Annotated in this window: 17 protein-coding genes; 9 read left to right on the forward strand and 8 right to left on the reverse strand. The window is 62.6% G+C overall.

Going from position 1 to position 19,001, the window contains the following annotated elements:
- Positions 1 to 6: 6 nt before the first annotated feature.
- Entirely contained in the window at positions 7 to 1,827 is a 1,821-nt protein-coding gene (locus ACQZ6J_RS09700; RefSeq protein WP_163984571.1) for a monovalent cation:proton antiporter-2 (CPA2) family protein, read from the reverse strand.
- 150 nt (positions 1,828 to 1,977) lie between these two features.
- Between ACQZ6J_RS09700 and ACQZ6J_RS09705 the strand changes: the two genes are divergently transcribed.
- The 6 genes from ACQZ6J_RS09705 (at position 1,978) to lpxK (ending at position 7,851) form a co-directional block, all read left to right on the forward strand.
- Positions 1,978 to 3,330, forward strand: coding sequence for a TldD/PmbA family protein (locus ACQZ6J_RS09705; protein ID WP_163984570.1), 1,353 nt, complete (start codon positions 1,978 to 1,980; stop codon positions 3,328 to 3,330).
- Between the two features lie 26 nt (positions 3,331 to 3,356).
- On the forward strand, positions 3,357 to 4,166 hold the full coding sequence (locus tag ACQZ6J_RS09710; RefSeq protein WP_163984569.1) for a 3'(2'),5'-bisphosphate nucleotidase CysQ: 810 nt from the start codon (positions 3,357 to 3,359) through the stop codon (positions 4,164 to 4,166).
- 61 nt (positions 4,167 to 4,227) lie between these two features.
- Positions 4,228 to 4,473: a DUF4170 domain-containing protein gene (locus tag ACQZ6J_RS09715; protein ID WP_163984568.1), complete on the forward strand. Its 246-nt coding sequence runs from the start codon at positions 4,228 to 4,230 to the stop codon at positions 4,471 to 4,473.
- 180 nt (positions 4,474 to 4,653) lie between these two features.
- A complete protein-coding gene (gene waaA, locus ACQZ6J_RS09720; protein WP_163984567.1) occupies positions 4,654 to 5,973 on the forward strand; it encodes a lipid IV(A) 3-deoxy-D-manno-octulosonic acid transferase in 1,320 nt (439 codons plus the stop codon).
- Positions 5,974 to 5,985: 12 nt separating this feature from the next.
- The gene (locus ACQZ6J_RS09725) at positions 5,986 to 6,717 is read left to right on the forward strand and encodes an HAD family hydrolase (RefSeq protein WP_163984566.1); all 732 of its coding nucleotides are present in this window, start codon (positions 5,986 to 5,988) and stop codon (positions 6,715 to 6,717) included.
- A gap of 84 nt (positions 6,718 to 6,801) precedes the next feature.
- Positions 6,802 to 7,851: a tetraacyldisaccharide 4'-kinase gene (gene lpxK / locus ACQZ6J_RS09730; RefSeq protein WP_449083643.1), complete on the forward strand. Its 1,050-nt coding sequence runs from the start codon at positions 6,802 to 6,804 to the stop codon at positions 7,849 to 7,851.
- Positions 7,852 to 7,880: 29 nt separating this feature from the next.
- Here lpxK and ACQZ6J_RS09735 read toward each other — a convergent pair whose 3' ends face one another.
- Positions 7,881 to 8,111 carry a DUF2093 domain-containing protein gene (locus ACQZ6J_RS09735; RefSeq protein WP_015338954.1) on the reverse strand — a complete coding sequence of 77 codons (231 nt, stop codon included), beginning with the start codon at positions 8,109 to 8,111 and terminating at the stop codon, positions 7,881 to 7,883.
- A gap of 140 nt (positions 8,112 to 8,251) precedes the next feature.
- The gene (gene mutL / locus ACQZ6J_RS09740; RefSeq protein WP_449083645.1) at positions 8,252 to 10,084 is read right to left on the reverse strand and encodes a DNA mismatch repair endonuclease MutL; all 1,833 of its coding nucleotides are present in this window, start codon (positions 10,082 to 10,084) and stop codon (positions 8,252 to 8,254) included.
- Positions 10,085 to 10,427: 343 nt separating this feature from the next.
- Between mutL and ACQZ6J_RS09745 the strand changes: the two genes are divergently transcribed.
- Positions 10,428 to 12,161, forward strand: coding sequence for a response regulator (locus tag ACQZ6J_RS09745; RefSeq protein WP_449083647.1), 1,734 nt, complete (start codon positions 10,428 to 10,430; stop codon positions 12,159 to 12,161).
- A 125-nt stretch (positions 12,162 to 12,286) separates the two neighbouring features.
- Positions 12,287 to 13,642 (forward strand): putative bifunctional diguanylate cyclase/phosphodiesterase, encoded by a 1,356-nt coding sequence (locus ACQZ6J_RS09750; RefSeq protein WP_163984562.1) that lies wholly within the window; start codon positions 12,287 to 12,289, stop codon positions 13,640 to 13,642.
- A gap of 70 nt (positions 13,643 to 13,712) precedes the next feature.
- On the opposite strand, the gene ACQZ6J_RS09755 is transcribed toward ACQZ6J_RS09750, so the two are convergent.
- From ACQZ6J_RS09755 to ACQZ6J_RS09775, 5 genes are all read right to left on the reverse strand, one after another.
- Positions 13,713 to 14,336: a PRC-barrel domain-containing protein gene (locus tag ACQZ6J_RS09755; RefSeq protein ID WP_163984561.1), complete on the reverse strand. Its 624-nt coding sequence runs from the start codon at positions 14,334 to 14,336 to the stop codon at positions 13,713 to 13,715.
- A 344-nt stretch (positions 14,337 to 14,680) separates the two neighbouring features.
- The gene (locus ACQZ6J_RS09760) at positions 14,681 to 15,568 is read right to left on the reverse strand and encodes an SMP-30/gluconolactonase/LRE family protein (RefSeq protein ID WP_449083650.1); all 888 of its coding nucleotides are present in this window, start codon (positions 15,566 to 15,568) and stop codon (positions 14,681 to 14,683) included.
- Between the two features lie 3 nt (positions 15,569 to 15,571).
- Complete coding sequence (locus ACQZ6J_RS09765; protein ID WP_449083652.1) at positions 15,572 to 16,207, reverse strand: 2-dehydro-3-deoxy-6-phosphogalactonate aldolase; 636 nt, start codon at positions 16,205 to 16,207, stop codon at positions 15,572 to 15,574.
- A gap of 5 nt (positions 16,208 to 16,212) precedes the next feature.
- Positions 16,213 to 17,139 (reverse strand): 2-dehydro-3-deoxygalactonokinase, encoded by a 927-nt coding sequence (locus ACQZ6J_RS09770; protein WP_449083654.1) that lies wholly within the window; start codon positions 17,137 to 17,139, stop codon positions 16,213 to 16,215.
- A 22-nt stretch (positions 17,140 to 17,161) separates the two neighbouring features.
- A complete protein-coding gene (locus tag ACQZ6J_RS09775) occupies positions 17,162 to 17,923 on the reverse strand; it encodes an SDR family NAD(P)-dependent oxidoreductase (RefSeq protein WP_449084160.1) in 762 nt (253 codons plus the stop codon).
- Between the two features lie 141 nt (positions 17,924 to 18,064).
- Between ACQZ6J_RS09775 and ACQZ6J_RS09780 the strand changes: the two genes are divergently transcribed.
- A complete protein-coding gene (locus tag ACQZ6J_RS09780) occupies positions 18,065 to 18,868 on the forward strand; it encodes an IclR family transcriptional regulator (RefSeq protein ID WP_449084161.1) in 804 nt (267 codons plus the stop codon).
- The last annotated feature ends 133 nt before the right edge of the window (positions 18,869 to 19,001 follow it).

Raw genomic sequence — 19,001 nt, forward strand, 5'->3', positions numbered from 1 at the left:
TCGGGATCATACCCGCTCGGGCTCTTCCTGTGGCAGGGCAACGAGATCGTCGGCGTCGCTGTAGGTCTCGGCCGATCGCTTCGGCTTGACCAGCGGTTCCGGCTTGACCGGTCGCGAATAGAGCATGTCGGTGCCGGCCTGCAGCCCTTCGCTCACCTGCAGCACCAGCCGCTGCTCGTCGCGCTTGCGAATATCCTCGCCGATCTCGTAGGCCTGCGCCTCGCCGACACCGAGCGCCTCCAAGGTGCGGCGGCCGAACAGCAGACCGGATTCCAGCGTCTCGCGCAGCTCGTAGTCCACGCCCTTGCGGCGCAGGTCGATCGAATGGATGCGGTCGTACGAGCGCACGAAGATGCGCGCATGCGGGTAGTCCGTCTGCACGAGCTCGACGATCTTGTCGGTCACCTCACGCTGATGCGTGCTGACGACGACGATCTTGGCGCGATCGATGCCGGCGGAGCGCAGCACGTCCTTGCGGGTTCCGTCGCCGAAATAGATGCGGAAGCCGAAGCTCGACGCCTGGCGGATGCGGTCGGCGGAGAAGTCGATGACGGTGACGTCGCGGCCGCTGGCGAGCAGGATCTGCGCGGCGATCTGGCCGAAACGCGAAAAGCCGATCATCAGCACGTCGGAGCCGGCGCCCTCGAAATCCTCGTCCAGCTCCTCCTGCGTGTCACCCTTCACCAGCCGCTTCGCAAGCGCGGAACTGAGCGGTGTCAGCGCCATCGACAGCGTCACGATGGCAATCAGCATCGATGCGGTGTTGGCGGAGAACAGCCCGCCGCTGGCGCTGGCGGCGCTGAAGAGCACGAAGCCGAATTCGCCGCCCTGCGGCAAAAGCCCCGCAATGCGGACGGCATCATTGTGCGATGAGCGCGACACGCGGCAAAGCGCATAGATCACGATCGCCTTGATGACCATCATCACCGGGACGGCGAGCACGATCATGACCCAGTTGTCGAGGATCACCTCGAGTTTCAGCGACAGGCCGACGGCGATGAAGAAAATGGCGAGCAGCACGCCGCGGAAAGGCTCGATATCCGCTTCCAGTTCGTGACGATAGGAGGATTCCGCCAGCATCACGCCGGAAAGAAAGGCGCCCATCGCCATCGAGAGGCCGGCAAGCTGCATCAGCGTCGCCGATCCCATGACGACGAAGAGGGCGGCGGCAATCATGGCTTCGCGCGCGCCGGTGCGTGCGATCACCTGGAACAGCGGCGTCAGCAGATAGCGGCCGGCGATGATCATCGCCGCCACCGCACCGACGGCGATCGCAAGGCTCGGCAGCGGATTGGCGGTTTCCTTCGCTCCGTCGAGGACCGTAATCAGCGCCAGCAGCGGCACGATGGCGAGATCCTGCAGCAGCAGCATCGAGAAGGAGCGCTGGCCGTACTTCGTGTTGACGTCGCCCTGCTGCTCGAGGATCTGCATCGCAAAGGCGGTCGAGGAAAGCGCCAGGCCGAAGCCGATGATGATGCTGCCCTTCCAGCCGGCAATGCCGCCAAGATAGGCTGCGACCGTCAGCGCAAGCCCGCTCAGGACGACCTGCGCCGTGCCGAGGCCGAAAATATCGCGCCGCATCTGCCAGAGGCGGGTCGGCTTCAATTCCAGGCCGATGATGAACAGCAGGAAGACCACGCCGAGCTCGGCGACGGCCAGCACGGCCTCGCTGTCGCCGATGCTGTGAAGTATGGGGCCGATCACCACGCCGGCGGCAAGATAACCGAGCACTGTGCCGAGCCCCAGTTTCTTGAAGATCGGCGCCGTGACGACGGCGCCTCCGAGCAGCAGCAGGGTTTCGGTGAAAAGGGTATTGGGGGCGGACATCGTCTGTTTCTTTCCGTGGGGCAGGCGGTGTTGCGGCGCGCGGTCATGATAAACAACCATGCGTGAAGGGATTAGAACAAGAATCGGCTTTGCCGCCCTTGATGCTTTATGTAGTGCACAATAAATGGAACGCGAAGGAAAGGCCAAGTCATGACCTCAGAAATCGATTCCGCCACTCTGCTTTCCCGTGCCAGCCAATTGATCGATCTCGCCCGGAAAGCCGGTGCGGATGCGGCCGATGCCGTGGTGGTGCGCTCGAGAGCCCAATCCGTCAGCGTCCGTCTCGGCAAGGTCGAGGGCACGGAATCCTCCGAGAGCGACGACTTCTCTTTGAGGGTCTTCGTCGGCAATCGCGTGGCGAGCGTCTCCGCCAATCCCGGCTTCGATCTGAACGCTCTTGCCGAGCGCGCGGTGGCGATGGCCAAGGTTTCGCCGGAAGATCCCTTTGCCTGCCTTGCCGATGAGGCGGATCTGGCCAAGAGCTATCCCGATCTCGAACTGTTCGATCCGACCGAGGTTTCCTCGGAGCAGCTGCGCGAAGCGGCCCTAGCGACCGAGGCTGCGGCGCTCGCCGTTTCCGGTGTCACCAATTCCTCCGGCGCGGGCGCTTCCGCCGGCATGGGCGGTCTTGTGCTCGTCACGTCGCATGGTTTTGCCGGCCACTACAAGGGCTCGCGCTTCGGGCGCTCCGTCAGCGTCATTGCCGGCGAAGGCACCGGCATGGAGCGCGACTATGATTTCGACAGCCGCCTGTATTTCGCCGATCTCGACGCGGCCGAAGAGATCGGCCGCCGCGCCGGTGAGCGTGTCGTCAAGCGCGTCAATCCGCGTCAGGTCCCCACGGACAAGAATGTCACCGTCGTTTTCGATCCGCGCGTCGCGCGCGGTTTCGTCGGCCACATCGCCGGGGCGATCAACGGCGCTTCCGTTGCCCGCAAGACGAGCTTCCTGCGCGACAAGATGGGCCAGCAGGTGCTGAAATCAGGCCTTTCGATAACAGACGATCCGCTGATCGTGCGTGGCCCTTCCTCCCGTCCCTTCGACGGCGAGGGCGTGTCCGGCAAGCGGCTCGTCATGATCGAGGACGGCGTGCTGAAGTCCTGGTTCCTTTCCACGTCGACGGCCCGCGAGATCGGCGGCGGCCTGAAGACCAACGGCCGCGGCGCGCGCGGCGGCACCACGGTATCGCCCACGTCGACCAATCTGGCGCTGGAGCCGGGCGACATTTCGCCGGAGGAGCTGATCCGCAACGTCGGCACGGGCTTCTATGTCACCGAGCTGATCGGCCAGGGCGTCAACATGATTACCGGCGAATACAGCCGGGGCGCCACCGGCTTCTGGATCGAGAACGGCGAATTGACCTTCCCCGTGTCGGAGGTGACCATTGCCTCCAATCTGAAGGAGATGTTCATGCGCGTGACGCCGGCGAACGACATCGATCGCGATTTCGGCGTCGCCGCTCCGACGCTTGCGATCGAAGGCATGACGCTGGCTGGCCGCTGAAGCCGAGCGGAGATTGGAACCTGCGAATGATCGATAGCGACAAGGCCGGCCGATTGAGCGATGTGGACCTGATTGTCGAGGCCGCGCTCGAGGCGGGCAGGATCGCTCTCGGTTTCTTCCGGCAATCGCCGGAGGTCTGGTGGAAGAACAACGGCCAGTCCCCGGTCAGCGCCGCCGATTTTGCCGCCAATGAAAGTCTTGCCGCCACCCTGCGTTCGGCACGTCCGGACTATGGCTGGCTTTCCGAGGAGACGGACGATGACGCCGCGCGGCTGTCGCAGGCGACGGTCTTCGTCGTCGATCCGATCGACGGCACCAGGGGCTTTCTCGCAGGCTCGGATCTGTGGTGCGTGAGCGTCGCCGTCGTCACCGACGGGCGGCCGGTGGCGGGGGTTCTGTTCGCGCCGGCGCTGGACGAGCTGTTCGTGGCGACGGCCGGCGGGCAGGCCCTGAAGAACGGCAAGCCGATCAGCGTTTCCCATCGGGTCGGCGACGATGTCCACCGGCTGGCGACCGGCGAGGATATGATCAAGGGCTTCGATCCGGACTTCCGCAAGACGGTCGAGCGGGTGAAGCACGTTCCCTCGCTTGCCTATCGCCTTGCCATGGTGGCGGATGGCCGGCTGGAGGGAACGCTTGTCAAGCGCAACTCCCACGACTGGGATCTGGCCGCGGCCGATCTCATTCTGGAGCGGGCCGGGGGTGCGCTCGTGGATCTTTCGGGCGATGCCCTGCGCTACAATCGTGCCGAGGTATCCCATGGCGAACTTTGCGGGGCATCGGCATCGCAATTGCCGGAATTTCTTCGCCAGCTCTCGCACCGACGAGACGGTTGACCTTTTGGTCAAAATCCCTCAGATGAAGAGCGGAGGGGGATGACAGCAGAAAGAGACGAAAATGACGAATACCAGCAGCCAAAAGCAGCTCCTGCACCTAGTCTTCGGTGGTGAATTGGAAAACCTCGAAGAAGTTCAGTTCCGCAATCTCAATGAGCTCGATATCGTCGGCATGTATCCCGACTATGCGAGCGCGCTGACGGCGTGGAAATCCAAGGCGCAGCAGACAGTCGACAATGCTCATATGCGTTATTTCATCGTCCACCTGCATCGCTTGCTCGATCCGCAGGAAAAGGCGGCATCCTGAGGTCACCTCGCACCAAACTTTGCATTTGATATCTCCATCCGGTGAGGCGTTACCGCTTTAAATCCGGCCATGAAGCAGTATCTTTGACACAATAAGAACGAAAATTCGGCTGTCTATGCGGCCGATTGCAAATCGGGATTTGGCATCGATGATGATCAGCTGGGATGGGAGGCGATCGAAATGAGTAGCCTCAGGGCGCGTCTTGCCTTGAGCGCCTATCGTTTTGGCGGCATCGCCGTCTATCCTTTCATCGGGCCTTATCTCGCCGTTCGCGCGGCAAAGGGCAAAGAAGACGGCTCCCGCAAACTGGAGCGCTCCGGCTATGCGAGCGCCAACCGCCCGCAGGGGCCACTGGTCTGGTTTCATGCGGCAAGCGTGGGCGAGACCTCGGCAGTCATTCCGCTGATCCGTGAAATCCGCCGACGTGACATTCACGTCATCCTGACGACGGGTACGATCACCTCGGCCAAGGTCGCGGAGCAGCGCCTCGGCGAAGAGGTCATCCATCAATACGTGCCGCTCGACCTCAAGCCCGCTATCAAGCGCTTCCTCGACTACTGGCAGCCCGATTGCGCTATCTTCGCCGAATCCGAGATCTGGCCGACGACCATCCTGGAGCTTGGGCGCCGTCGCATTCCGCAAATCCTCGTCAATGCCCGCATGTCGGATCGTTCCTTTGCCCGCTGGAGCCGGCATCCCTCGCTTGCCGAAGCGCTGTTCGAAAATCTGGCGCTGGTCGTGGCCCAGTCCGATCTCGATGCCGAACGCTTCCGCGATCTCGGCGCGGTGCAGGTGATCAGATCGGGCAATCTCAAGGTCGATACGGACGCGCCGTCCTACGATGCGCCGACGCTTGCGAGCTATATGAAGCAGATCGGCAACCGCAAGACCTGGGCCGCGGTCTCGACGTTCGAGGGCGAAGAGGGCGCGGCTGCGTCCGTTCACTCGATGCTGAAGGAGCACAACGGCCAGCTCACCATCATCGTGCCGCGCCATCCCGAGCGCTGCGACGCGATCGAGGCGATGCTTGTCGAACAGGGTCTTAAAGTGGCGCGGCGCACCCGCAACGATATCCTCTCGCCGGATGTCGATGTCTTCCTCGGCGATACGATCGGCGAGATGGGGCTTTACCTGCGGATGACCGAAGTCGCCTTCATGGGTAAGTCGCTGTTCAACGAAGGCGGCCAGAATCCGCTCGAGCCGGCGATGCTCGGTTGCGCCATCCTGACCGGCGGCCACGTCCAGAACTTCCGCGATTCCTATCAGCTGCTCGCCCGCCGTGGCAGCGCCCGCGTGGTGCGCGATACGGAAATGCTGGCGCGCGGCGTGCACTATCTGCTGACCAACGACACGGCTCGGCGCGGCATGATAGATGCCGGCTTTGCTGCCGTGCATGAAATGCGCGGTGCCCTGGCCGCAACGGTCAAGGGGCTGGAGCCCTACATCAACCCGCTTTCGGTGAAGGCGCGGCTGATGCCGAAGACGATGGCGAATGGATAAGAAGGGAAGAGCATGACGGCGGTCAAGCTGGGAGCGATTGCGGGCATTCTTTTCGACAAGGACGGCACGCTGCTCGACTATGACCAGAGCTGGCTGCCGGTCAATCGCGAGCTTGCAAGGATCGCCGCCAAGGACGATCCGCTTCTGGCCGATCATCTTCTCTCCGCATGCGGCATGGATCCGGTCTCCGGCCATATCGTGCCCGACAGCCTGCTGGCCGCCGGCAATACCAGACAGATTTCCGAGGGACTGGTGGCCGCCGGCTCGAAAATGGATGTCGCGGAGCTGGTAGAAAAACTCGATGCGCTCTTCGCGCACGCGGCCGACTTTTCCTCGCCCGTCACCGATCTTGCCGCCTTCTTCCAGCGCCTGCGCGAGCGGGGCTACAAGCTGGGCGTGGCTTCCAGCGACAACGAGCGCTCCATCCGGCAGACGGCTCGCCGCTTCGGCTTCATCGACTATCTCGATTACATCGCCGGTTACGACAGCGGTTTCGGCACCAAGCCGGAGCCCGGAATGGTGCTCGGCTTCTATGCGGCGACGGGTCTTTCGCCCGCACAGGTCGCCGTCGTCGGCGACAACAATCACGACCTCCATATGGGGCGTAACGCCGGCGTCGGCCTGACCGTCGGCGTCCTGACAGGCACCGGCTCCCGCGAGACGCTGACGGCCGCCTCCGATTATTGCCTCAACGACATCACGGAGCTGGAAAGCCTGCTCATGCCTGTGGCGCAATCGGCCTGATCCTGGCAATGGCTTGCTTTTTCACGCAATCTGGCCTTTCTTGCCGGCTTGTTGCAGGCACAAGCATAGGGCTGGATTAGACGCATGGTATCGGAAGCCCCACCTTTCTGGTGGCGAAAGCCGGATTGGCGTGCCTGGGGGCTCTCACCCTTTTCCTTCCTGTACGGCCGCGTTGCCGGGCGTCGAATGGTGAGTGGCAAGCGGGCCTCCGTGCCGGTGCCGGTCATCTGCGTCGGCAATTTTACGGTCGGCGGTGCCGGCAAGACGCCGACGGCGCTGGCTCTTGCCCAGGCTGCGAAGGCGAAGGGGCTGAAGCCCGGTTTTCTGAGCCGCGGCTATGGCGGCTCGCTCGATGTGACCACGGTCGTCGATCCCGCGCATCACCACGCCACGGCGGTCGGCGACGAGCCGCTGCTGCTCGCCCGTGAGGCGCTGACGGTCATTGCCCGCCGCCGTGCCGAAGGTGCGGAAAGGCTCGTGCGTGAGGGCGTCGATCTCATCATCATGGATGACGGCTTCCAGAGCGCCCATCTTGCCATCGATTACGCTCTGGTGGTGATCGATGCGACCAGAGGCATCGGCAACGGCCATCTCGTTCCGGGCGGCCCGGTGCGCGCGCCGCTGCGCACGCAGCTTCTCTATGCCTCGGCTCTGTTGAAGGTGGGCGAGGGCAACGCCGCCGATCGCGTCGTTCGCCTTGCGGCAAGGGCTGGAAAGCCCTTCTTTGCCGCGAGCGTCAGAGTGCGCGGCCAGGAAGATCTGCGCGGCCGCGGCGTGCTTGCCTTCGCCGGTATCGCCGATCCCGGCAAGTTCTTCCGCACGGTCGAGTCGCTCGGCGCGAATATCGCCATACGCCGCAGCTTCGGAGACCATGAACATCCCGGCGAGGACGAAGTCTCCGACATGCTCGACATCGCGTCGCGCGAAGGTCTGGAGATCGTCACGACATCGAAGGACTATGTGCGCCTGATCGGCCATCATGGCCGCGCCGACGAATTGCTGCGGCGCTGTAGGGTGATCGAGATCGATATGGTCTTCGACGATCCACAGGCGCCGGGATTGATCATCGACAGGGCGGTTGCAGCCGCGCGCGACCGCCGCTTGCGGGAAAAGCAAAGCGGCAAGGCGGTCTAAAATACTGGCAGCTTGGTCAGCGAGAGACGTCAGCGCTTCTGATTGGGAAGCGCGCCGGCGCGCTTCTCGGCCTCGAGCGAGGTGATGACGTCGGCATAGGGCTCCTGCCGGGCAACGCTCCAGTAGCGCAGCTCATCGAGGGCAATGTGCTTGCCGGTCATGGCGCAGACGACGTAGGAGCCCGGCATCAGGATCTGGAAATCGCCGTCGAGATAGCGAATCTTCGCCTCGCGGTTTCCATGTCCTTCGAAAAGATTCATCTGACGCCGTCCTTGATCTCTATCACCTGTTTGCCATACCGCGCCGGGCGGGACTTTTCCAGAGGATTTCCGGGAAAAGTGCGCAGCGGCTTGCGGCTGGAATGCGCGGAGCGCTCAATTGTCCCATAAACCCGGTCGTTTCAACTGCGCCCGAACAGCCGCTCGATGTCCGAGAGTTTCAGCTCTATATAGGTCGGCCGGCCATGATTGCACTGACCGGAGCCGGGCGTCGCCTCCATCTGGCGCAAAAGCGCATTCATCTCTTCCGGCCGCAAACGCCGGCCGGACCGCACCGAGCCATGGCAGGCCATGGTCGCGGCCACATATTCCAGTTTTGCGGCAAGCCCGGAGGCCGTATCCCACTCGGCGATCTCGTCGGCCAGCTGCCGCACCAGTCCTTGCGCATCGACCTCGCCGAGCATGGCCGGCGTCTCCCGCACGGCAATGGCGCCTGGGCCGAAACGCTCGATGGCAAGCCCGAGCTCGCCAAGCTCTTCGGCAAATACCATCAATCGGTCGCAGTCTTCCTCGGGCAGGTCGACGATCTCGGGAATGAGCAACACCTGCGACGACAGGCGCTTCGAATGCAGCGCCTTGCGCATGGCCTCGAAGACCAGCCGCTCGTGTGCCGCGTGCTGGTCGACGATCACAAGTCCGTTCTCGGTCTGGGCGACGATATAGTTCTCGTGCAGTTGCGCGCGGGCGGCACCCAGCGGAAACCTCGCCGGTTCCTCGGCACGCACCGGCTCCACAGGTGGCGCTGTCTCGGCGCGGGCGGTGGGCATGACAAGCCCCTCGAAGGCGGCCTGCGGCCTCTCGGCAAATCCATAGCCTGCCGCTGCAGACTGTCTTTCATAGGGGCGGGACGGCGACGTTTCCGGCGTCCAGGGAGCGGCCGCGGGCGAGGGGCGCCAACCCGGCTGGAAGCCGGACCTCCCGGCCGTGAAGGCGCGCAGCATGCCATCCGCCCCGGTCGTTGCGGCACGGTCGCCTTCGCGCGCCAGCGCCTCGCGCACCGCGCCGACGATCAGGCCGCGAACCAGCCCCGGATCGCGGAAGCGAACGTCGGATTTCGCGGGATGCACATTGACGTCGACCAACGCGGGATCGAGCTTCAGCGAAAGCACGGCGACGGGGTAGCGCCCGGCGGGAATGGTCTCGGCATAGGCGCCGCGAATGGCCGAGAGGATCAGCTTGTCCTGCACCGGCCGGCCGTTGACGAAGGCATATTGATGGGCGGAGTTGCCGCGATTGAAGGTCGGCACGCCGGCAAAGCCGGTGAGGCTCACATCCTCGCGCACGGCGTCGAGCGCGATGGCGTTGTCCTTGAATTCGGCGCCGAGCACCTGCGCCATGCGGGCAAGATGGTCGTCGCCGGTCGCGGGAAACTCCAGCGTCGAGCGGTCGCTGCCCGACAGCACGAAGCGCACGCGGGGAAAGGCGATCGCCATGCGCTTGACGACTTCGGTGATCGCGGCCGCCTCCGCCCTTTCCGTCTTCAGGAATTTCAGGCGTGCCGGTGTCGCGAAGAACAGGTCGCGCACCTCGACGATCGTGCCGGGATTGGCGGCCGCGGGCCGCAGATGCAGAACCTTGCCGCCGGCAACAGCGATCTCCGCGCCGCCCGTTGCGCCTACCCTTCGGCTTGCGATGGAAAGCTTTGCCACGGAGCCGATGGAGGGCAGCGCCTCGCCGCGAAAGCCGAGGGTGCGGATGTCTTCCAGCGTCTCGGAGATCTTCGAGGTGCAATGGCGCCGGACCGCAAGCTCGAGATCCGCTTCTTCCATGCCGGAGCCGTTGTCAGTCACCCTGAGCAGCGCCTTGCCGCCGCCTGCGGTCGCGATCTCCACACGGGTCGCGCCGGCGTCCAGCGCGTTTTCGATCAGCTCCTTGGCGGCGCTCGCCGGGCGTTCGATAACTTCGCCGGCGGCAATCTGGTTGATCAGTGTTTCGGAGAGTAGCTTGATGGTCATGGCGCCATTGTCGTGGATTCGCGGCAGTGTGGGAAGAGGAAAGGCGGCGGCCCGGTCTTCATCCACCCGTTTCCGGCCGAGGCTTTGTTAAGAAATTTAATCAATGTTTAAGGGAAAGATGACAGGTTGCGGACAGAGAAACTTGAAATGACCGCAGGTGGCGCGTTTCGTGCATGCTGAGGGCTCTTTGATGGCAGGTTGGTGGCCGTCATTTCCATGAGCCAGGTGCCATTTGCTTCAAGTCCAAGGCCAGCATGCAATTTCCAAAATTTATACCCTAGAGCGAACGCCGCCCTGTCGATTTGCCGTGCTGTAATATAGGTTGAGTGTAGGAATCCGACGAATGACTGCCGAGATTGACAAGGCAGCTTTGGCAATGATGACCGCTGATGCGCCTTTCGGCGGCAATCTGCAGGCAATGCTCTTCGACGTTTTCTGCGATGGCCTCTCCAGCGCCTTTTTCGCTTATGACAAGAACGATCTGCTGCTGTTCGCCAGCCGGCAGATTCTGAATTTCTTTCCGATCCAGCCGGAATTCCTGCAACCCTCGACCCGCCTGCGCGATTTCCTGGGCGCGGTCTTCGATACGGGCATCCGCTATCAGCGCAGCCCGAGCAAAACCGCCGCCAACCGCGACGACTGGATATCGCAGCGGATCGCCACGCATTGGCGCGAACGATACGAGACGACCGAGCATTTCAGCGACGAGCGCTGGGTGCGGATCATCAAGCGGCGACTGTCGTCCGGCATCGGCTTCTGCATCATATCCGACGTTTCCGAGGTGAAGAAGCGCGAGGAGCAGTGGCGCGTCGACATGGAGCGCGTGCAGCTTACCGAGGATATTCTCGACAACCTGCCGTTCCCGGTTTTCGTCAAGGATCAGAACCTGGTCTACGTCGCCGTCAACAGGGCATTCTGCGACAAATATCAGACCGCGGCGGACGAAGTGCGGGGCCGCAAGAGCATCGATCTCTTCTCCACCGATCTCGCCAACCGCTTTCACGAAAGCGACCGGCATGTGATCGAGACGGGCGAAATGTCGATCTCGCGGCAACGTCAGATCGCCCGCGACGGCGTCGAGCGCGACATCGTCACCCGCAAGCAGCGCATCGGCAAACCCGGCCGTTATTTCCTGGTCTGCACCATGCAGGACCTGCCGAAGGACGGTGCCGATTTCGACGAATTCACGCTTGCATCGAATATCAGGGAAAACAGCGATCGCTCCTATCGCCGCGCCTATGTTCCGGTGGCCGCGCTGCAGACCATCTCGCGCCGCCCGGCCGCCATGGAAACCTTCGTTCCGGAAAATTTCAGCGGCCGCAAGGTGCTGGTGGTCACGGCCGATTTTGCCGCCGAAACCGCTGCCCTGAAGACGCTCGAGAAATATGGTTTCGAAGCCTGTGTGGTTCACAACGAGAACGAAGAAGCGGCGTTTCTGGACCTGGCGAGCGCGCATGGCGTCAAGATCGACCTCGTCATCGTCGACAACCAGCTCGGCAAACGCGGCATAGAACTCGCCGAACGGCAGAACCTGACCGCCATGTCGCTGGATGGCTCGCAGCTCGCCACGGAGCTGGCCTTCCTGATCGCGCGTCATTTCAACCGCAACATTCGCGGCGAGCTTGGCGAGTTCATGGAGCCGGGACTTGCGCCGGAATGGCGGCGCGTGAACGGTGACGAGCGCCGTGCGCAGATCCTGGTCGCCGAAGACAACGACATCAACCAGATCGTCTTCTCGCAGATCCTCGAGGGGCTGGGATACAGCTACGTGATCGCCGCGAGTGGCGACGAAGCCGTAAGGCTGTGGCAGGAGCATCGTCCCGAGCTGATCCTGATGGACATTTCACTGCCGGGCCTGAACGGTTTCGAGGCTGCCAGGCTGATCCGCGGTGCCGAGAAGGGAAGCGGGTCGCACATACCGATCGTTGGCGTTCTGACCCAGGCTTTCGAGCGGGATCGCAAGGAATGCGTGGATGCCGGCATGGATGACGTCATCCTGAAACCGGTCAGTCCCGACATCATCGAGACGGTGTTCCAGAAGTATATGCGCAGCGCCTTGAAGGCACAAAATAGATAAATGTTACAACGATATCAGCTCCGATGGTAAGTTATCGCCGGCTTCGAATGACTGTCGTCTTGCTATTGTTTGTTAAGACTTAGACGTCATGCTTTTCCCGGGTGGAGAAAAGGTCGGAACCGAATATGAAATCGGCTGAAATGCTGCCAGGGCCAGTTGGTCAAGAGCCGCAGGCAATAGCTTATACCGATCCGCTCACCGGATTGGGCAATCGGCATCGCATGCGCGAGCGCACGCGCGCTCTTTCGCTGGAACGCGCCAGCGATCCCGCGCCATTCACCATCGGCATCGTAAACCTCGATGCCTTCAAGCCGATCAACGACCTGTTCGGCGTCGAGGCCGGCGACGAGATTCTCTGCCAGGTCGCCCACCGCCTCAAGGCTTGCATCCCCGACGGCGCGATGGTGACGCGTCATGACGGCGACGAGTTCGCCTTCGTCCTGCCGCTGGTTTTCGAACGCGTCGGCGCCGAAAAATTCGGGCAGATGATCCGCGAGGTGCTTTCCGCGCCCTACGATCTCGGCGACCGCAACGTTCGCCTTTCCGCCTCCTTCGGTTTCGCCATCCATCCGTTCGCCGGCGAGGAGTTCGACGATCTCCTGAAGAACGCGGAAACCGCGCTTTACCGTTCCAAGCGTCGCGGTCGCGGCCAGATTACCGTCTATTCGAGGGAGATTGCGCAGGAGATGAAGCGCGCGACGCAGCTGGAGCAGGCGTTGCGCAATGCCATCATCTCCGATGCCATCGACGTGCATTTCCAGCCGATCGTTTCGCTCGCCAACAACATGGTTCTCGGTTTCGAGGCACTGGCTCGCTGGAACGATCCGGATCTCGGTTTCGTCTCTCCGGCCGTCTTCGTGCCGCTTGCCGAGGAGCGCGGCTTCATCGACGCGCTTTCCGAAACGCTTCTGCGAAAGGCGGCGGAAGCCGCCCTTTCATGGCCGCGCGAGCTTTTCCTGTCCTTCAATCTGTCTTCGGCACAATTGATGGATCCCGGCACCAGCAGCAGCGTCCTTGCCATCCTCACGCGCGTCGGCCTGGATCCGCATCGTCTCGAGCTCGAAATCACCGAAACCGCCGTCATGAGCTCGGCCGATACAGCTCATCGCATCATCGCCGACCTGCGCGCTGCGGGTGTCCGCATCTCTCTCGACGATTTCGGCACGGGTCAGTCGAGCCTCGGGCGACTGCGTGAATTCATCTTCGACAAGGTGAAGATCGACCGGGCCTTCGTCTCGCGCATGAATTCCGATCGGGCATCCGAGCACATCATCAAGGCGGTTCTTGCCATGTGCGAAGGACTGGAGCTGCGTGTCGTTGCGGAAGGCATAGAGGAACATGCCGAAGCGGCGAAGCTGAAGGCGCTGGGTTGCGCGATGGGGCAGGGGTATTACTTCGGCAAGCCCGCGGACGGCGCCGCGACGCTTCGCTACCTGCAAACCCACTATTTCGAGCCCGGCAACGAACGCGAAATCGCGTAGTTGAAGAAGGACAGTTAAAGAAAACGGCGGCCGGGGAGGCCGCCGTTTCCGTATTTCGTTCGACCGGTGTTTACTTGTTGGTGGTCGACGACGTGGTCGTGCTGTCGGTTCCAGGCATTGTCGAGCTGCCGGCCGAGCTTGCCGCCTTCTCGGAGGCCTGCATCGAAAGCGTCTTGAATTCCGGCGCTGCCTTCAGCGATTCGGCCGTTTCGGTGGCCGTCAGCTTCACCGTGCCATCCTGAGCATTCTGGGTGGCGGTGATCTTGTCGAAAGGAACGGCGACGTTTTTCTGGCCTATGCCAAGGAAGCCGCCGACGCCGATCACTGCGGCGACGACACCGCCCTGCTTCTGCAGGATCAGGTCGCTGATGCTGCCGATGCTTTCGTTCTGACCGTTATAGACCGACTGGCCCATATAGGTCTTGGCGCTGATCTGGTCCGCCGACTGCGCGGTCAGATAGCCACCGGCCTGCTCCGTGCCCGTCGTTGCGGCTGGAGCCTGCGCGTTATTCTGCGGCGTTGCGCTATCCGGCTTTGCAGCGCCCGGCGTTGCCGGAGCGGATTGCGAGAGCGGCGCGTTGCCGCTGTCGCCGTTCGACGGCTGCTGCGCCTGCGCGAAGGCCATCGGCGAGAGTACGGAGGCCGTGGCGAAGATTGCGCCCGCAGCAACGGAAGTGAAGAGTTTCCCAGTCATCGTGAACCTACCTTTCATTCTGATGGGCATGCTTTATCAAGCGCGCATGCTTACCAGCGCGAGTGGAGTTTTTAAGGACCGGCCGTTGTCGTACCGGTCTTAAAGGCAAATGGCTCAGGCTGGTTTTAGTTCCGTCAAAAGTTGCGGAATGTCGATGCGGTCGTGCAGGGATTGGAAAAATTATCGTTTAATAACAAAAGACTATTGATTCAAAAAACAACCGTGGGATTGCCCGGATGCTGGGCATGGACCAACGCGGAGGCCAGGTTCTTCCGAAGAATTTTGAGGCTGAAGCCGCGTTGATCGTCGAGAAAAGCCGCCAGTGCTGGCGGCAAAAGCTTCAATCAAAGCTTGTAGGGAGGATCGAAAACGCCTCTGACCGTGGGGCCGAGCTCCAGAAGCGCGCCAGCCTGCGGCTGCATGGAGCGCGCCTCGTCGTCCAGCCCTTCCCAGGCCGTGGTCACGGCAAGCCGGTCAGCATTCTTGCCGATGAAGGCGGGGCAGGAGGGCTGCATGGCCGGCACGCGGTAGCGCTCGATGCGCAGCCCGTCCGGGCTGTACTTGTCGACGAAGCCGGATCCCCAGCGCGCATTCCAGATATAGCCGTCGGCATCGCAGACCGATCCGTCGAGACCGCCCGGATCTTCCATGCTGTCGACCATGACGATCGGCTCGCCCGTCGGAAGTCCTGTCTCGGGATCGACGAGCACGCGCATGAGCTGGCTGACGCGGGTATCGGTGAAGTAGCCGATGGTGCCGTCCGGCGAAAAGCAGATGGAATTGGGAATGCTGATCTGGTCGAAGATCTTGGTGACCTTGCCGCCGGCGACATGATAGATGGCGCCCGCCTGCATTTCGGCGCGTTTGCCCATGGTGCCGATCCAGAGCGATCCGGATATGTGCGTGCGCCCGTCGTTGGAACGGTTCTCGGGCTTGTCGGCTTCGATCGCCGCATAAAAGCTCAGCTCGCCGGTGGCGACGTCGCGCAGGAACAGGCCCTGCTCGGTGGCGATCATCTGCCGCTCCGCGTCGACGCGGGCCAGCACGCTTGCCATCATCGGCAGCTCGTGAACCTGCTTCTTGCCTGTGGGAAGATGCAGTTCGTGCAGTTCCTTGCCGAGGATGTTGAACCACCAGACGGTGTCCGTATCCGGATCGTAGGTCGGGCCCTCTCCCAGGACGGAGGAGGTGTTGCAGAGAATATTGCCCTGAAAATCATGAATATCGGTCATAGATCAGGCTCCTATGGCTGCATCATAGGCATAAATGGTGGCCTTGGCGCGTTCGGCAACCTCTGCGGCCGTCATTCCCGGCTTGTAAAGACTGGTGCCGAGGCCGAAAGCCAGGATCCCGGCCTTGGTGTAATCGGCGAAATTCTTGTCCGAAACGCCGCCAACCGCGGCAATGACGAGCTCCGGCGGAAGGATCGCGCGAATGGCGGTGATGCCGGATGCGCCGAGCACGCCGGCGGGAAAGAATTTGAGCCCGGTGGCGCCGGCGCGCGCTGCCTGAAGCGCCTCCGTGGCGGTAAAGACGCCCGGCATCGTCACCATGCCCTTGTCGCGGGCGCGGCTGATGACCGCAGGCTCGACATTCGGCGTCACCAGCAGCTTGCCGCCGGCGCCGTCCAGCCTGTCGACGTCTTCGACCGTCAGCACGGTGCCGGCGCCGATCAGGCAATCGGCGGGCGCCAGCTTGGCGGCGATTTCAATGGAGCGGAAAGGCTCGGGAGAATTCAGCGGGATTTCGATGGCGCTGAAGCCGGTCTCGATCAGCGCGCTGACGATATCAGCCGTTTCCTCCGGCTTGATGCCGCGAAGAATGGCGATGAGCGGGCGCTTCATTGGCGGGAAGGGGGTGCGGGTCGTCATCTGCTTTAGCTTTCCTTGGTGAACCAGATCGCCTCGGCCGCGGCGGAAAGCCCGCGACGGACGGCGGCATCGGCGTCAATGGTGTTGTAGGTGAGAGACAGGGCGCGGAACGCGTCCTCGTAGAGAGCCTGGAGGCGGCCGGAGGCGACAAGCGTGATGGCCGCATTCTTCCCGGCCGAAGCCAGTGCGCCGGCGATTTCCGTGCCGATCAGCGTACCCGATATCAGCGCCTGCGCGCCGGCGGCCGTCAGCCCGTTCAGAAGCTGGCCGGAGCGGGCCGTGAACAGCAGGTTGGTGGCAAGCGCCGGCTTGTCCGATGCCGCCTTCAGCGCAGTTTCGAATGTCCTGGTATCGGCGGGCAGGTCGGCGGCGCCGGCAACGGCGTGCGACAGGATGCTGTGCTTGGTAATGACATCGAAAAGCTCGCCGGTCATGTAGGTCGAGAAGCCCGTCACCTGGCCGTCGAGCACCCGCACCCATTTCGAATGCGTTCCCGGCATGCACACGAGCTGCTCGCCCTTGGCGTCGGCGGGGATCGCGCCGAGCAGCTGCGTCTCCTCGCCGCGCATGACGTCGGGCACTTCCTGGCTTCGTTGCGCCAGTCCCGGCAGGATGCGGATGTCACGCGGCTGTCCGGGGACGGAGACGGCGCCGGTCAGGATGGCGGAAAGCGAGGCCGGCGTATCGATATATCCGGCTTCCACCCATCCCTGGCGCGCTCCGGCCATGCCGCAGACGATGACGGGGATGGCATCGGGCGCGGAGACGGAATCCAGATGTGCCTGCAGAACCGTGTCGAAACCGGCCTGGGCCGCCGTAGTCATGCCTTCGCCGCTGCGGCGCTCCGCCAGAATGCTGCCGTCTTCGCCGATCAGCCACAAGCGGAAACTGCTGGTGCCCCAGTCCACCGCGACATATGCGGGCTTCGTCATGAGAAATGCTCCAAATTTTGCGTTAGAAAATGCCGCCATCGACGGTGATGGCTTGTCCGGTCATGGCGCCCGAGCAGTCGGACGCCAGGAAAAGCACCGGCCCGACCAGATCGTCGGCGCTCAGCACGCGCTTCAGGCACTGCCGATCGACTGTTCTGGCCATGCCGTCCTCGGTCAGCCACAGGTCCAGCTGCCGCTGGGTCACGATCATGCCCGGCAGAACCGCGTTGACACGGACATTCTCGGGGCCGAGGCGTCCGGCAAAGCTCTTGGTCAGTCCGATGATGCCGGACTTGGCGGCGGCATAGGAGGAAAGCTGTGGCGGGTTCATCTTGAAGGCGATCGAGGAGAAGTTGATGATCGCGCCGCCGCCCGCGCCGCGCATGCCGGGCGCTGCCGCCTGCGATACGAAGAAGACCTGTTTCAGGTTGATCGCCTGGCTGTTGTCCCAATATTCCTCGGTCATGGTGTCGATGTCGTGCCGGTCGTCCCAGGCGGCGTTGTTGACGAGCACCCGGATTGCGCCGAGATCGGATTCGACGGCCGCGACCGTGCTCTTTATGTCGCGGACATCGCGCAGGTCGGCATGGTAGAAGGCGACCGGATGGGCCGATTGCGCCGAAAGCCGCGCGGCGAGCGCCTTGCTGGGTTCCTCGGCAATATCGATGAAGGCGACCTTCGCGCCCTGTTTCGCAAAGCCTTCCACGAGGCTCGCACCGATGCCGGAGCCTCCGCCGGTAATCAGGACGGTGCGGTCTTTCAGATCGGGAAACTGCGCTTGCATCTCAGCCAAGATCTTTCCTCCGGGATAGGTCAATAGTTCCATTATTTGGAACAAAATTTGACTATGTGGAATTATCGGATTACACTTTCATCGTGTCAAGGATGCGGCAACGCCGCCAGCGATAAATGAAGGGATGCGGACCTGAATTCGGAAGGTGCAAACGCGAACGGTCGTCGCGACCGGGAAACCGGAACGCTCGGCAAGCTCGTCTCCCTGCTCGATGTCGTCGCGCTTGCCGATGGCCCCATGCGCTTCACGGACATTCTGTCGCTGTCCGATCAGCCGCGCGGCACGCTGCACCGGCAACTGTCGCACCTCGTCGAGGAAGGGCTCCTCGAGGTCGATCGCGATGGGCGTTATCTCATCGGTCTCAGGCTGTTGACGCTCGCCTCGCGCAGCTGGGCGCGCAACGAGTTCCGCGCCATCGCCGAACCGCATCTGCACCGCTTGCAGGAAGTGACCGGCGAGACCGTGCATCTCGGCGTCTTGCGCGGCGTGGAGGTCATCTATCTCGACAAGGTGGAGGGCCGGCAGTCCGTGCGCATGTATTCACAGATCGGCAATGCCTCTCCGGCCTATTGCACGGGCGTCGGCAAGGCGGCCCTCTCGTCGCTCGATGATGCCGAACTTGCCGCAAGGATCGCCGGCCTCGAATTTCGAGCCTATACCGAGCACACGCTTGGCGACGCCTCCGCGCTGCTGTCGAATATTTCCGAGATCCGGGCGCGTGGCTACGCGTTCGATCTGGAGGAGCATGAAAGCGGCATATGTTGCGTTGCCGCCCCGATCCGCTCCGACGATCGTCACATGCTGGCCGGGGTCTCCGTGACCGGGCCGGCTTACCGGGTCACATCGCAGAAGTTGCAGGCATGGGCGCCTTTGGCGGTGGCCGCGGCTGATTCGATCATGATGGACATGCGAAACCGCATGGGCCCCAAGCGTTAGTTCCGCAAATTTCGCGCTACGGCTGTCTAAAGGCCGCCGATTTAATGCTGCTGGCGCCGGATCTTAGCCAAATTGCCCGTTTATCTGGAATTTTACTGTTGAGATATGCGTAAGAGCTGCCATTATCCTCAGG

It is taken from the genome of Rhizobium sp. A37_96 (assembly GCF_053521765.1).